This is a genomic window from Campylobacter sp. RM15925, assembly GCF_012978775.1.
Lineage (GTDB): Bacteria > Campylobacterota > Campylobacteria > Campylobacterales > Campylobacteraceae > Campylobacter_A > Campylobacter_A canis.
In genome coordinates, this window is sequence record NZ_LIWP01000012.1 from 41,606 (window position 1) to 55,821 (window position 14,216).

Consider the following 14,216-nt stretch of genomic DNA (forward strand, 5'->3'; position numbering starts at 1 on the left):
TTTATAAATTTCTTGCGCTCAAAACACTGGCGGCAAGCGCATAAAAAGCCACGCAAAGACTAACGCTAAGACCAAATAAGCTGATTGCGCCTGTGGTGCTAAAAGCAAGCATAAAAAACGATATGAAGCTGGTAACCGCCGCCATCATAATGCCAAAGATACGCTCATTTACACTCAAATTTTTATTTAGAGCAAATATCATATAATCAATCCCGACCGCACTTGCCAAGATAAGTCCAAACACTACAAAGATGTTTATATGCATATCAAACAAGACAAAAACGCAAAGCGTACTCATAACTCCAAGCGTGATTAAGCTCATAACCAAAGAGGCTTTAAGAGCGCCAAAAAACACCCACAAAAGCACAAACGCAAGACAAAAGGCTATAAGTTTAAGCATAGCCGCAGACGCTTTAGCTTCAGTGAAATTTTGATTAAGCGCACTTAAAAAATCGACTACAAAAGCATCGTTTGAAGCTAAAATTTCATCGCTTTTATCGTTATTTGTAAAATTTTTTGCATAAATTACGCTTGAATTTTCATCAAGCAAGAAGCGCTTAAAATCTTTTGCAATACCAAATTTTAAAATTTCATCCAAACTAAGCGTTTTAATTTGAGATACTTTGTCAAACTCTTTGTTTATCATATCTTCATCAAAGCCCAAATTTGTGTAAATTTCTATCATCTTAGGATCGTTTTTAGCTTTTTTAAAAGCGTCTTTTATACTCTCCTGCTCGCTTTGGGTTAGAAAAATTTTAGATATGGATTCGTGGTTTTTAACTAAATTTTCGACTTTAAGCTCGCTTAAAAGTTTATTTTCAGCTTGCAAGACATCATTGCTGTTTTTAACCACGATCATCAAACCAGATCCTGCAAGTCCGCTAAGCTCTGATATCTTTTTTGACTGCAAAAGCAGCTCATCAGGAGAGCTTGAATACTCTTTTATATTATCGGTGGTAATTAAATTTGATAAATTTAGTAGCAAAACAGAAGCAAGAAAAATCGCAAGCAAAGATACAAATTTGATTCCGATTTTGCCTGCAAACACAAGGCAAAATTCTTCAAATTTATTTAAAATTTCAGTAAAAATTTTGCTTTGAGTGAAAATTTTGCCTTCAAGAATGAGAGGCAAACAAAAATATGTAAACAAAAACGCACCAAAAAGCGTAAAAAAAGAAAAGACCGCAATCTGTTTTAAAATCTCAAGCTTTGCAAACACAAACACCCCATATCCGCTCATCGTGATAACAAGTCCCAGCAAAAATATGCCAAGCATAGGGCGCATACCGTATCTGCTTATTTTTATATTTTGACTTTTGCCCAGCCAATGAAGAGCAAAATCAAACATCAGACCCACAAGACTGGTGCCTATAACCACAACCATAATATGTACGCTTGCAAATACCGCAAGCGAGGCTGCAAAGCCGCAAGCAAATCCGAAAATCGCAACAAAAATAATAAAAAATATATTGAAATTTCTAAAGGCAAGTAAGAACAAAGCAGAGCTTAGAAAGAGCGAAACAAGGCTCATATAAAGACTCTCTTTATCTCCCCTCTCCTTTGCAAAAGCCGAATAAAGCGCACCCGAACTTATAAACGCCTCTGCATTTTCTTTGTCCGCCTGAGCTTTTATCTCTTCATAAAATTTAATAAGCTTTTTATCATCATAGCCATTTTTAAGCCTTGCTTTTATGAGATAAAAATCCCTATTTTCGTCTTTAACCCTAAGCATAAGGCTTGAAAGATCAAGGCTTACCTTTGAATCATCTACACTCAAATGACTTGAAAAACCGAAAAAATCATCGTTTGGGCTAAGCGGTTTAAAAGCAAATTGATTAAAAAAGCTTTCGGCATTTTTTTTAAAAAACTCGCCGCTACCCCCAACTATCTCTTGGTAAATTTCTTTACTAAGCATAGCCATCTTAAGCCGGTTTATCTCATCAAGATAGTTTGAAAGATTGATATTTGTCGTAGCGTTAAATTCATCAAAAATACTAAATTCAAAAGCGGTTTTTTTAGCCTTTAAAGCAAATTCTTTCGAGTCGCTCATAAATAAAAATTCATTTGAAAAATCTTTTTGCATGGATTTTAAAAGCTTAAATTCACGCTCGTTTTCTTTAAAATTTACAAGAGCGAATATATCGGTTTCAACTCTTTTTATCTCGCTTACGATATAAAAAACAGACACAAAAAAGACAAGAAGGAACAGACAAAAAGTAGAGATTTTTTTCATTTTATATCATAAAATTCGTTTATTGTTTTATCTCCGCTTACCTCATCAAGTTCAAGTCGTTTTAAAAACTCATCTCCGCTTAATGAAATTTGAGTAAAAATTTGCTTTAAAAGTAAATTTTTAGGCGTTAGCACGATATCCCAGCCTTTGCTTGAAGATGAAATTTTATATTCAAACTCTTTTTTTAGCTCTCTTTCATCAAGTCTAACAAGAGCCAAAAATAGCTTTTCATCGAAATTTTGACCGGTTTTTATAAGATCATCGCCGTTTTTTTGAAAAACTCCGTCCTTGTTTATGATGAGAGTTGAAGAAATCGGCTTGCTGTTTTGCCAAAGTAGCTCATTTTCTTTTAAAGAAAATGAGCCATAGCTTTTAAAAGCATTATTAAAACCTTTTAAAATTTTAGTCTGAGTAAAACTTCCGCTTATGTTTTGAGTTTTTATGTTTGATTTTATCTCTTCAAAACTAGTCGCAAACAAGCTTAAACCAAGACTAAGTATTACTATTAAGTTTTTCATTTTGATACCTTTTTATCGCTTTTTTAATGGGTTCGGGCAACACAAGACAAGTTTGTATGTCCTTCATATCAACCGCTACTTGCGAGCTATTTGCCACACTTAGCTTCTCTTTTGTTTTGACGTTTCTTATGATGTATCTAAATTTTAAAAAGCTCTCAAATTCAACCAAAATAGCCTCAACCTCGATCTCATCGCCAAAAAACACAGGCTTTGCATACTTGATGTCAAGCTTAACGACAGGAAAAGCAAAGCCGTCGTTTTTCATCGCTTCGTAGTTATATCCTATCTCATCAAGCAGTTCGCAACGCGCTGTTTCAAGGTATTTGATATAGTTGCCGTGCCAAACCACGTTCATAGAATCCACATCGAAAAACTGAGCTTTTATGATAACTTTCTTTGAAATTTCACTCATCATTGACCCCAAAAATCAAAAAAATTAAACCACTGAGAAGGCGTTTGAACGCATCTTTTTTCAAGCTCTCTTACATAAGCTTCAAGATATGGCTTAACGCTTGCTTGTTTATCCCTAAAAAGCTTTATCTGATCAGCGATTTTAATTAGCTCTATATCAAATTTATCTCCCACCTTTTGACACCAAAGAGAGCTTACGCCAACGCCTAAAATTCCGGCTATCAGATACGGTCCGTAGTTAAATTTAGCGCTTTGCCCAAGGAAGCTAACCTCGCTAAATTTATCCCCGCTTATAGGCACTCTATCGCCCATTATGCCTATATGAATGCCGCTATCTACTATGTTTTTAAGTTCCAGCATAGCCTCTACGTCAAGCTCGTTAACAAGCATCACTCGCACGCTTTTACCGCTTATCTTGGCTATAGTCTCAGCAAATTCCCGTGTATTTTTATCATAGGCTAAAATAACCATATCAAGTCCGCCGACTTTAGTTGAAAGCGCTTTGCAAATTTCAATATTCCCAAGATGAGCGGTCAGTATAACCTGCCCTCTTTTAGCATTTATGAGCTCGTTTTGAATCGCTTCTAAATTTATCGCCTTGATCTCATTTAAGGTTATCTCGCCTCGCCATACTCTAAATTTATCGCAAATCGCAACACCGAATTCATAAAAATTACTAAATACGCTACTATCTTTGACACACTCTTTGCCCGCAAATTTGGCTAAATTTTCTCTAAATTTCTTAATATTTTCACGCTCCTTTTTTGAGGTGACGTAGTAAAAAAACACTACGATTTTTATCAGAAAATTCAAAAGAAATTTTGGCGTGTATTTTGTTAAAAATAGTGTCAAATTTAATAAATTTTTGCCGCCTCGCTCATGCTTTTGCCACCACATTTTATCGCTTTTAGAGCCTGCTAATCTATCAAAAGCAAATTTTGGCATAGTTAAAAAATACTTAGCGTGCATAAGCGATATAAGCGCGTTGTCTCTTAGCATTTTAAAGTGCGACACGCCGCCTTTTTCGTAAAATACCCTTATATCTATCCATTCCATCTTAACACCGCTTCTATGGGCGTTTACAAGGATTTCAGTATCAAATTCCATTCTATCGGTCTTGCTTTTGGAAATCGCCGTTTCAAGCTCTTTTAAGGGATAAATTCTAAATCCGCACATCCCGTCTTTGATATCTGCGCCAAGAGTGTTGATATATATCCAAAAATTTGTTATTTTTCTGCCGTGAACCCTAGCTTTTGGCGCGCTTTCATCATAAACGGGAGCTGCACATATGAGTTTTTTAGGCTCTTTTTTGCTGCAAGCTAAAAACTCGCTTATTACGCTAAGATCATGCTGAGAATCCGCATCTATCTGAAAAAGATGGCTAAAGCCGTTTTCAAGCCCGAATTTAAACCCGTCCTTCATCGCAGCGCCCTTGCCGCCGTTTTGCTCTCTAGTTAAGATAATAACGCCTTCAAGGCTATTTAGCACGGCTTTGCCGGCGCTATCTGAGCCGTCATCTACAATTATAATGGGCAAATCATGCTTTTTAAGCTCGGTTACAAGCTGCTTTATGCGAGCCGGATGGTTGTAAAATGGGATTAAAAAGCCGTATTTATATATCAAATTTTATCCTGCCGCTTGAGCACTTTTCGCCGTTGCAAAATAGCTCGAAGTTGATCTTCTCATCGCTCACGTCAAAACAGACATCAAGAGTATCGTTTGGACGGACAAATTTAGTAAATTTTAGATTTTCCATGCTAGTTTTATCACTAAATTTTACCCCCACACTCCTAGCTAGGGCAAATACAAAATCAAGCTGAAAAAATCCCGGCACCAAAGGAAGTCTCGCAAAATGATGAGTAAATATATCAAGCTCAACGCTCATAACGCAGCTAAATTTATACTCCCAAACATCACTTTTGCACCTAGTCCACTTTGGCGAAATTTGCCTAAATAAAACCTCTTCGAATTTATCTTTTGAAAATTTTCCTTGAGGATTTCTAGGCAGGCTCTCAACTATCTTAAAGCGCCTAACACTATTTTTGTATTCTATCTTTAGTATCTCTTTAAGCTGCTCTACTATGCCCGCTTTGCCAAATTTTCTAAATTTATCAAGCCCGCTTTTATTTAATTCCAAAAGCGCAACCGCACGCTTAAATTTCGGATGAACCGCGCAATAACAATCGCTTAAAATTCCGCTTTCAAATAGCTTTTTTTCAATACTTTCTAGGCTTATTCGCTTGTCGTTTAGTTTGATTATCCTATCGATCCTGCCGCGCAAGATGAGACGCGAACCCTCTATGCCCGCACAATCGTTACTTTGAAAAAACTCGCACCAAGGAGAGCTTACGTTTAGCGCTTCTCTTTCATCAAGTCCGCCCTTAACGGGCCCAAGAAGCATAAGCCCGTCGCCTAAATTTTGCGCTATCGTACCGGTTTCGGTACTACCGTATATGTCAATTATCTTTGCATTGCAAAGCTTATTAAGCTCTTCTCTAAGCTCGCTTTTTAGCTCGCTTCCCGCCGAAACTATACCGCAAATAGGCTTTATCTCGTCCGCTCTTGGGCTTTGAACCAAGGCTTTAAGCAACACGGGAGAGGTTATTAAAACATGATTGTTAAGATCAAGCTCTAGGATTGCTTCAGGGTAGTTAAGCTCGCGCGCGATAGCCTTTGAGCCAATCATCATAGGAAGAAATATCCTATAAGCAAGCCCGAACATATGCTGGTGCGAAACGCTTGCAAATATTATATTTTCAGGACTAAAGCCAAAAATTTTAGCCAAATATTCGCCCTCTACAATCATGCTTTTAAGAGATTTTTTTATATTTTTACTCTTGCCCGTTGAGCCTGAAGTCTGAAGGTAAAATTTGCTATCCTCATTTAAATTTAGCTCGTAAATATCATTTACATATAAAAATTCGGCAAAATTTTCATCTCTTACACTAAGCATTTCGCCGCTAAAAATCGGCTTTGGCAAAATATAAGCAACCGCTTCTGCCATCATCGCGCCAAAAAATGCTATGCAAAAATCACAAGCCGAACTTAGATAAATTTCAACCTCTTTTATATTGTTTTGTTTTAAATAGCTTGCAAATTTCTTAGACTGGGCAAATACATCCCTATCTTCATCTATAAATCTAAAATTCTTAAACTTATCAATAAAACTCATCTGCCATCTCTTAAAATAAAAATCTTTCTATACAAAATCTCACCGCCAAAAAGAGAGCCCATCAGCAGATATGAAATCACTCCCGTATAAGCGCTCCAGTAAATCTTATCCTCAAGAATAGATAAAAAAAGCGCCAAAGCGGCGTTAAAAATAAAAAAACCACACCAAATTTTAGTCAAATTTCTAGTATAGGCTATAACTTTTTCATTCAAATTTGCCTCTTTCAGTCTGGCAAATTTCGTTATGATCGCCTCATTTTTTAAGCTATATGCAAAAACAGCCAAAAATCCAAGACTTACCAAGACGGGATATAAAAAGGCTAAAGCCGATCCTTTAAAGATAAGACAAAGCCCAAAAAATGCCGCCGCCAAAAAAGAAACAAGCCTTAAATTTCCGCTTTCTAAAATTCCTCTTAGCGTCCATAAAATTCCAAGTGCGACAATGACGATTAGACTAAATCGGTTTGCAAAAAATAGCGCAAAGGGATAAGCTATGCTTGCTATAAATATTCCCGCCCTTATCGCCGTTTTAAGCTTCAAATTTCTTTGCAACCGCTTTAACGATATCTTCAAGCGTCTTTACGCTCTTAAAATCCTCGGGCATAAGTCTATGTCCCGTTTTTCGCTTGATGTGATCGATTAGATCTATCGCATCTATACTATCTATCTCAAGCTCTTCATAAATAAGCGTTTCTGGCTTTATCCTGCTTTCTTCTATCTCAAAAAGCTCTATCAAAGAGGATTTTAAAATTTCAAATATCTCTTCTTGCTTCATTGCTCGCTCCTCTTTTCAAAAATGTATTTTGCAAGCGAATTTACGCTATAAAATATCTCTTTTAAATTCGCCGTCTTTGAATCAAGCACAAGGCCGTATCGCTTCTGAACGGCAAGTCCAAGCTCAAGCGCATCTACGCTATCAAGCCCCAAACCTTCATTAAAAAGAGGTGCATTTTCATTTATATCGCTTGGCTTCATATCCTCCAAATTCAGGCTGTTTATGATAAGCTCTTTTATCTCATTAACTAACTCTTGCATTCAAACTCCTTCCTGTAAATTTCATTCATATACCTATGCAGCTCTTTGGCTCTTATAGGATTTGGCTTATGAGCAAAAAAACCTTTCATATCAAGGCAAAAAAGCTCATAAAAGTCATATTTTATCATAACATCGGGCGTGCTATACCAAGGCTCGCCCTTTCTTAGGCTTCTTGGCTGCATATTAATAGCAATGCCTATGATTTCGCTTGCCGCTTTTGTCGCGATATGAGATGCGGCTTTGTGGAAATTTATCTCATCTTTAGTTCTCGTTCCTTCGGGAAAGACGATCAAATTTTCTCCGTTTTCAAGAGCGCAAACGCTTCTTTCAAGCAACTCTTCGTTAGCCGTATTTGGTATATATCCACACGCTTTAATAGCAAATGATAAAAATACATTTTTAGTAAGATCGCCCTTTACTATGCAGTTTGCACGCCGAATTTTAGATATCAAAAAGACCACGTCTATAAGAGATGGGTGGTTTGCCACTATCATTTGGGAATTTTTGCCCAGATCGGTTTTGATATCAAATTTATAGTCTAAATAGCCAAAAATTTTACTCACCGCTATGAAAAATTTCCAAGACAACCAAACGCTATCGCGGGATAAATTTTGAACTGTTTTAAATTTATGAAGACCAAGTATCACGATAGGTAAAAATATTAGATTTCCTACCATGCAAATAATTCCAAAAATAATAAAAAGCACAGCCGCCAAAGCTTGACGCAAAAGCTTTTTAAGGCTCATAGTCCCACTGCCAAGTGCAGTTTTTATCACTGCTAGTCCACGATGATTTTTTACATATATCAAAATTTAGTAAAAATTTAAGCAGTAAATTTTCATCGATATCTTTTTGCTTTTCGCCTTGAATTAGCTTTAAATTCTGCCCTTTAGAAACTACCATAGCAACCATAAAAGAGGCTTCTTCTTGTTTAAAATACTCCTGATTTACAGCTTCATAATAAGCAAGCAAAAGCACTCTATCATGACCGTTTTCAAGATGAAGTTTAGCTTGCACGAGAGAGTATTCAAGAGTAGCATACGCACACACAGCGGAAATTTCATGACGATTTTGCATACTGATACTAAGAAGCGAAGATATGGCGTTATGAACCGAAAGCGAAAATGAAGTCGGCGAGATAAGCTCGCCTCTTGCAAGCGTGCTTTGCAGATCAAAACATCTATTTATCTCTCCGCTATATGAGCTAAAAACCACAGGCATATCGATATCGCCAAGACTTTTTGTAAGATGAAAGGCGCACCTTGCAGCCTTGCTTAGCCTGCGTCTTTCAAGCGGCGGGATATGCGAGATATCAAATTCTTTTGTATATTTTAAAAGCTCGCTTTTGCCGGAATTATCAAAAACAATAGCGTCAAAAAATTCAACCTTAAAGCTTAAATTCATTATTTTGCTATATCGCCTTTTAGCGTTACACCGGCCATAAGCGCTCCGGCTCCGCACTGAAACTGAGTTTTAGAGTCAAAAGGCTGCTTTTTGTAATAACCGGTAAGGTTTATAACTCTCGTGCCACCCTCTTTAACGGCTCGCTCCTGAAATGTCTTGATGGCTGATAAAAATGCCCATTCGCAAGCCTCTTTATCGCTTTTATTAAATGCATTTGTCTTTTTGTTTGAAGTGAGACCTTTTTGTAAAATTTTACCTTTTGTGCCCGAGCCAAAGCTTAGCTTGATGTCTTTATTAAGAACTTCGGCAGCCTTTGGCGACTTTAAAACCTCGTCAATCGAAAAGTAAAGCACGTCATCGCGCGCACTTAAATTTAAACCCAAAACCAAAACCGCTATACCGGCAAAAATTTTCTTCATCATTTCTCCTTTATTTGGCTATATCGCCTCTTAGTCTAACCGTAAATTTGTTAGTATAGAGGCATTGAAATTCCGTTTTAGAACTAAACACATTGCCATACAAAAAGCTTACTATATTTACGGCTTTTGATCCATTTTCTTTTTTAACTCGTCTTTGAAAAGCATTTAGAGCATCCAAAAAAGCTATTTCACACTTATCTTTTTTATCTGATATTTCGCCTCTTTGCTTTCTGCTTGCAGTGGCTGCCACTACAACTCTATCAGCTGTGTATGTATCTGCAAATTCCACTTTTACATCGGGTAATATATATTTTTTAGCTAAAGGATTTTTAAACGCCTCTTCAATGCTTAGATTAAATATCTCCTCGGCATTTAAACTAAAAATCAAAATCGCTAAAAACAATATCTTTTTCACTACTGCTCCTTATTAAATTTTCTTAAATATAAGCGATGTATTTACTCCGCCAAATGCAAAGTTGTTGCTCATAACAAAGTCGGTATTTATGGCTGTTTCTTCTCTTAAATATCTTAGCGGAGCGCAGCTTTCATCAATATCATTTAAATTTATCGTAGGGAAAAATCGCCTCTCTCTCATCATCATAACGCTAAATATCGCCTCAAGCCCGCCACAGGCTCCAAGAGTGTGTCCAAGATAGCTTTTAAGCGAGCTGATAGCTATATTTTCGCCAAAAAGCTCATTTGTAGCTATGCTTTCTGCGATATCTCCTTGCTTGGTAGCGGTTGCGTGAGCGTTGATATAGCCTATCATATCGGGAGTTAAATTTGCTTCTTTTAGCGCTAGTTGCATCGCGCCTTTCATAGTAGCGCTTTGCGGTCTTGTTACGTGCGTGCCGTCGCAGTTTGAACCAAACCCGACAACTTCAGCGTAAATTTTAGCTCCCCTTTTCATAGCGCTCTCTTCGCTCTCAAGCAGCATTATACCGGCTCCTTCTCCAAGAACCAAACCATCTCGGCCTGAGTCAAATGGTGCAGGAGAGAGCTTTGGAGTTGAGTTCTTAACGCTGGTTGCATAAAGCATATCAAAGACATAAGCTTCACTTGGACAGAGCTCTTCTGCGCCTCCTGCAAGCATCATGTCTATCCTGCCGCTTTTTATGCTCTCATAAGCATATCCGATAGCATGAGATCCGCTGGTACAGGCCGATGAAGTGGGTATTATGCGTCCTGTTAGTTTATAAAAAAGAGCTATATTAGCAGCTGTCGTGTGAGGCATCATCTTTATATAAGTGTTAGCATTGCAGCTATTTTCACCCGTGCTTAAAAGATTAGCCATAGATAAAATCGACTCGGTGCTGCCGGTGGATGAACCGCATGCCACGCCCATCCTGCCGTCCGTAATCCTCTCATCATTCAAAAGTCCTGCGTCACTTAAAGCAAGTCCTGCGGCTTCAACGCTATATCTTGATACGATACCAAGGCTTCTAAGTTGCTTTCTATCCCACTCTTTTGGGCACTCGTAATTTAAAATGGGTGCGGCAAGGCGAGTATTTAGATCATTATACCTATCCCACTCCTTCATATAAACAACAGCGTTTTCGCCCTGCTTAAATTTCTCTCTTACTTCACTCCAGCTCTTGCCAAAAGCGCTTACTATGCCCATTCCCGTTACAAATACACGCATCAGCAAAGACCTCCGTTTACGCCGATAACTTGTCTTGTTATGTATGAGGCATCTTCACTTAGTAAAAACTCAACCAATGGCGCTACTTCATATGCTTTGCCCGCTCTTTTTGCCGGAATTGCTTTTAAAATTTCATCCATCGGCAAATTTTCATCTATCATATCTGTTTCAATAAGTCCCGGAGCTACGCAATTAACGGTTATATTTCTTGAGGCAAGCTCTACGGCAAGAGCTTTTGTAGCTCCTATAAGCCCCGCTTTGCTTGCAGAATAATTAACCTGTCCTCTATTGCCGATAATGCCTGAAACCGAGCTTATCACAACTACTCTAGCAGGCTTTCTCGTGCGTATCATAGGCATTAGTACAGGCTTTAAGACATTATAAAAGCTATTTAAATTTACATCCATAACATCAAACCAGTCCTCTTTTTCAATCGCTACAAAGGTGTTATCGCGAGTTATCCCTGCATTTAAGACTACACCATAGTAAGCGCCGTTTTTAGCCATATCCTCTTCAATGGCAAAATTTGCAGCCTGTGTATCACTCACATCAAAAGCAAGGCTTTTAAGTCCAAGTTCGTTTTCAAGGTTAGTTAGCGCATCGCTTTTCTTCTTTCCGTGCAAAACCACTTCATAGCCGCTACCCGCAAGACGTCTTGCTATCGCCTCGCCTATGCCTCTGCTTGAGCCCGTTATCAAAACTCTTTTTTTACTCATTTACAATCCTTTGTACAAACTCATCATTAGGACTTATTACGTTTAAACGGGCTTTGGCTGCTATTTTGCCATCCGCATAAAGCTCGCAATCATAAATTCCAAACCCCTCCTCATCCTGTAAAGAACATCTTGCCTCTATTACAACTTCGTCCCCTATATTTAAAAACGGCTGAAACATCTCAAACTTTCTGCTTCCAAGCAAGAATCCAAGTCCTGATTTTAACCCTTTTAACTCGCGCATCTTATAGTCATATATCCCAAGCGCTTGCGCCATAATCTCTATGCTTTTATACATCTCAAATTTGCTGTCTTGCAAAAATTTATTATCGCTTTTTATGATACTTTTAGTCTTGATATAATCTTGCTTAAATTCTAAAATTTCATCTATAAGCACGATAGAAGTGCCGTGAGGCAAATAATCAGCCAAACTCATCTAACTCTTTCAAAAATAATCGCCGCATTATCTCCGCCAAAAGCAAAAGATAACGACATGGCAGAATTTACAACGGCTTTTTCATTGATTTTAACCAAATTTACTCTCTTTATCTCTTTGTCATAAATTCCATCATATATATGAGGCGGTAAAATAACTTCTTTTTGCATGCAAAGCATCACACAAATAGCGCTTTCAATCGCTCCTGCGGCACCCAATGTATGTCCTATCGCAGGCTTTATAGAACTTGCCGGTGTATTTGGCAAATTTGCATTTACTACGGCAGCTTCAACCTGATCGTTTGCGATGGTGCCCGTGCCATGCAAATTTATATAATCAACCTTGCTTAAATTTGCTTTTTTAAGCGCTTCTTGGATGCAAATTCCTTGCATTTTGCCGCTTGTTTCAGGCTGAGTCATATGAAACGCATCGCAATTTGAATGTTCGCCCACTATAACAATATCAGAGATTTCATCTTTGCTTAGCACGAAAAGCCCCGCACCTTCGCCTATATTTATACCGTCGCGATTTTTTGAAAAGGGATTAGTTTCGCTCTCACTTAGTATCCCAAGAGAATGAAACCCGTTTATAGTAAGAGTATTTAGACTATCAACTCCACCGCAAATAACCGCATCGCAAATTCCAGCTTTAATAAGCCTTTTGGCTTCAATTATCGCCTTAACGCCCGAAGTGCAAGCCGTAGAAACAGCAAAGCAAACTCCGCTTAATCCATAAAAATCAGCGATAAACTCGGCAGGATTTGCCAGAGCGTTTTGGCTGACATTGTATCTAAATATATCAAAAAATCCTGTCTTGGCATGCTCTTTAAATATCTTGTAGTTTTCTTCAACTCCGCTTGTTGTAGTTCCTATAACGACACCTACGCGATTTTTACCATGCTTTTTTATGGCGTCTTTTATTGTATTATCAATTTGCATCATAGCGTTTAAGGCAAGCGCGTTTGTGCGAGTTTTAAAATGTTCAGGAGTTTTAGAGCTAAATTTTTCAAAACCAACGCCTATCTTGCCTAGCATGAATGATTTGCCCTCTATAAAACTATCGCAAAGAGTTAAAAACCTCTTACCTGTTTGTAAATTTAAAATATTTTCATCCGCACTCATGCCGGGTGCACTCACTATGGACGGCTTACTAACGTATATCAATGCTTTTTACCTTAAATTTTTCTTCATCTATTAAAATTTCCTTCTCATGCTCTTTGTTTTTTATCATATCAAGAACAGATACAAAAAGATCGTTGTATCTTGAATTTGGTGGCAAAAATCCAATATTTTCAAATTTGCCGTCTTTTGTTAAAACTCGCCTTGCCAAAGGAGCTCCAAGCGCACTAATCAAAGTAAAATTATATCCCTTGTCGGTACTGGCTACATAAAGAATGCCTGTTCCTTGCCTAGAAATAACTTCAAAATTTTTTTCACTGAATTTAGGCGAAATAGGCGGTTGAAATTTAGCATTGCAGGCAGATAGTAATATCGCCAAAACAAACAATTTTAGGAATTTAACCACACTCAAACAAAACTCTCGTCTTTATAAAAATTTAATCATTATATCTTTTTTACCTTTAAAAACAACAGAAACTATAAACAAATCATTAACAATAAAGCTTTTTTTAAAATATCCTCTTGATCTTAAAGAATCTACAACTTTAAGCTCGTTAAAGCCCAAATTTTGAGCCTTTATCAAAGCTTCCTTGGTGGTATAAATTTGATAAAATTTTTCTTTGTTTTTTAGCGACTTGTTCCACTCTTGCTCTTCAAATTCCGTAAAACAAAATTCGTTTATGTGCTCAAAATTTCTATCTTTTAACTCTTCGACATCCACTCCAAATGAACCTTTTCCAAAAAGCACCGCCACACATCCATCTTTATGAGATATACAAAATTTGGAGCGCTTTTTAAATGTAAATTTTATAGCACGAGAATTTATGAAAGATTTTGATTGCAACAAACAAGGATATCTTTTAACTCTTCTTTTGTCTACTTTATCAAGCATTTTTTTATTAAATTTAAGCTCTTTTTTTAAGCAAACAACAAGTTCTAATAAATTTTTCAAAAATTCTCCAATGTTATAAATTTTCTATATATTTTATTTTACGCATCGGTATTCTTGCTACTATAACTGAAATATAAGTTTGATATTTTGCTTTTTAGAGTATAAAATAGTAGCAATTTTAAATACTTAAAATTTAGCTATAAAGCCTTATATTCTCTATTTTG

At 37.1% G+C, this 14,216-nt stretch carries 18 protein-coding genes; all 18 read right to left on the bottom strand.

The genetic code is table 11. The annotated features are described in order from the left end of the window. Position 1: 1 nt before the first annotated feature. From CDOM15925_RS07905 to CDOM15925_RS07990, 18 genes are read right to left on the bottom strand one after another with little or no spacing between them, the layout of a single operon-like run. Entirely contained in the window at positions 2–2,233 is a 2,232-nt protein-coding gene (locus tag CDOM15925_RS07905; protein WP_169942865.1) for an MMPL family transporter, read from the bottom strand. Beyond that, positions 2,230–2,751: a LolA family protein gene (locus CDOM15925_RS07910; protein ID WP_169942867.1), complete on the bottom strand. Its 522-nt coding sequence runs from the start codon at positions 2,749–2,751 to the stop codon at positions 2,230–2,232. The genes CDOM15925_RS07905 and CDOM15925_RS07910 overlap by 4 nt, the downstream gene beginning before the upstream one ends. Further along, entirely contained in the window at positions 2,726–3,163 is a 438-nt protein-coding gene (locus CDOM15925_RS07915; RefSeq protein WP_502707285.1) for an acyl-CoA thioesterase, read from the bottom strand. Before CDOM15925_RS07915 ends, CDOM15925_RS07910 begins: the two co-directional genes overlap by 26 nt. Further along, entirely contained in the window at positions 3,163–4,785 is a 1,623-nt protein-coding gene (locus CDOM15925_RS07920) for a glycosyltransferase family 2 protein (RefSeq protein ID WP_211436711.1), read from the bottom strand. Before CDOM15925_RS07920 ends, CDOM15925_RS07915 begins: the two co-directional genes overlap by 1 nt. Next, positions 4,775–6,334, bottom strand: coding sequence for an AMP-binding protein (locus tag CDOM15925_RS07925; protein ID WP_169942871.1), 1,560 nt, complete (start codon positions 6,332–6,334; stop codon positions 4,775–4,777). The genes CDOM15925_RS07920 and CDOM15925_RS07925 overlap by 11 nt, the downstream gene beginning before the upstream one ends. Next, positions 6,331–6,885 (bottom strand): COG4648 family protein, encoded by a 555-nt coding sequence (locus CDOM15925_RS07930; RefSeq protein ID WP_249934714.1) that lies wholly within the window; start codon positions 6,883–6,885, stop codon positions 6,331–6,333. The genes CDOM15925_RS07925 and CDOM15925_RS07930 overlap by 4 nt, the downstream gene beginning before the upstream one ends. After that, positions 6,863–7,108, bottom strand: coding sequence for an acyl carrier protein (locus tag CDOM15925_RS07935; RefSeq protein WP_169942873.1), 246 nt, complete (start codon positions 7,106–7,108; stop codon positions 6,863–6,865). The genes CDOM15925_RS07930 and CDOM15925_RS07935 overlap by 23 nt, the downstream gene beginning before the upstream one ends. Then, a complete protein-coding gene (locus CDOM15925_RS07940; RefSeq protein WP_169942874.1) occupies positions 7,105–7,368 on the bottom strand; it encodes a phosphopantetheine-binding protein in 264 nt (87 codons plus the stop codon). The genes CDOM15925_RS07935 and CDOM15925_RS07940 overlap by 4 nt, the downstream gene beginning before the upstream one ends. Further along, positions 7,356–8,144, bottom strand: coding sequence for a lysophospholipid acyltransferase family protein (locus CDOM15925_RS07945; protein WP_349644343.1), 789 nt, complete (start codon positions 8,142–8,144; stop codon positions 7,356–7,358). Before CDOM15925_RS07945 ends, CDOM15925_RS07940 begins: the two co-directional genes overlap by 13 nt. Then, positions 8,104–8,772, bottom strand: coding sequence for a beta-ketoacyl synthase chain length factor (locus CDOM15925_RS07950; RefSeq protein ID WP_169942875.1), 669 nt, complete (start codon positions 8,770–8,772; stop codon positions 8,104–8,106). The genes CDOM15925_RS07945 and CDOM15925_RS07950 overlap by 41 nt, the downstream gene beginning before the upstream one ends. Then, positions 8,772–9,191, bottom strand: coding sequence for an excinuclease ABC subunit A (locus CDOM15925_RS07955; RefSeq protein ID WP_169942876.1), 420 nt, complete (start codon positions 9,189–9,191; stop codon positions 8,772–8,774). The genes CDOM15925_RS07950 and CDOM15925_RS07955 overlap by 1 nt, the downstream gene beginning before the upstream one ends. A 10-nt stretch (positions 9,192–9,201) precedes the next feature. Further along, positions 9,202–9,606 carry a hypothetical protein gene (locus CDOM15925_RS07960; protein ID WP_169942877.1) on the bottom strand — a complete coding sequence of 135 codons (405 nt, stop codon included), beginning with the start codon at positions 9,604–9,606 and terminating at the stop codon, positions 9,202–9,204. Positions 9,607–9,618: 12 nt separating this feature from the next. Further along, the gene (locus CDOM15925_RS07965) at positions 9,619–10,833 is read right to left on the bottom strand and encodes a beta-ketoacyl-ACP synthase (RefSeq protein WP_169942878.1); all 1,215 of its coding nucleotides are present in this window, start codon (positions 10,831–10,833) and stop codon (positions 9,619–9,621) included. Then, the gene (gene fabG / locus CDOM15925_RS07970; protein WP_169942879.1) at positions 10,833–11,549 is read right to left on the bottom strand and encodes a 3-oxoacyl-ACP reductase FabG; all 717 of its coding nucleotides are present in this window, start codon (positions 11,547–11,549) and stop codon (positions 10,833–10,835) included. Before fabG ends, CDOM15925_RS07965 begins: the two co-directional genes overlap by 1 nt. Continuing rightward, entirely contained in the window at positions 11,542–11,982 is a 441-nt protein-coding gene (locus CDOM15925_RS07975) for a hotdog family protein (protein ID WP_169942880.1), read from the bottom strand. The genes fabG and CDOM15925_RS07975 overlap by 8 nt, the downstream gene beginning before the upstream one ends. Continuing rightward, a complete protein-coding gene (locus tag CDOM15925_RS07980) occupies positions 11,979–13,145 on the bottom strand; it encodes a beta-ketoacyl synthase N-terminal-like domain-containing protein (protein WP_169942881.1) in 1,167 nt (388 codons plus the stop codon). Before CDOM15925_RS07980 ends, CDOM15925_RS07975 begins: the two co-directional genes overlap by 4 nt. Beyond that, on the bottom strand, positions 13,132–13,479 hold the full coding sequence (locus tag CDOM15925_RS07985) for a hypothetical protein (protein ID WP_249934715.1): 348 nt from the start codon (positions 13,477–13,479) through the stop codon (positions 13,132–13,134). The genes CDOM15925_RS07980 and CDOM15925_RS07985 overlap by 14 nt, the downstream gene beginning before the upstream one ends. 48 nt (positions 13,480–13,527) lie before the next feature. After that, positions 13,528–14,052, bottom strand: a complete 525-nt coding sequence (locus tag CDOM15925_RS07990) for a 4'-phosphopantetheinyl transferase family protein (RefSeq protein WP_169942883.1) — start codon at positions 14,050–14,052, stop codon at positions 13,528–13,530. Positions 14,053–14,216 lie beyond the last annotated feature (164 nt).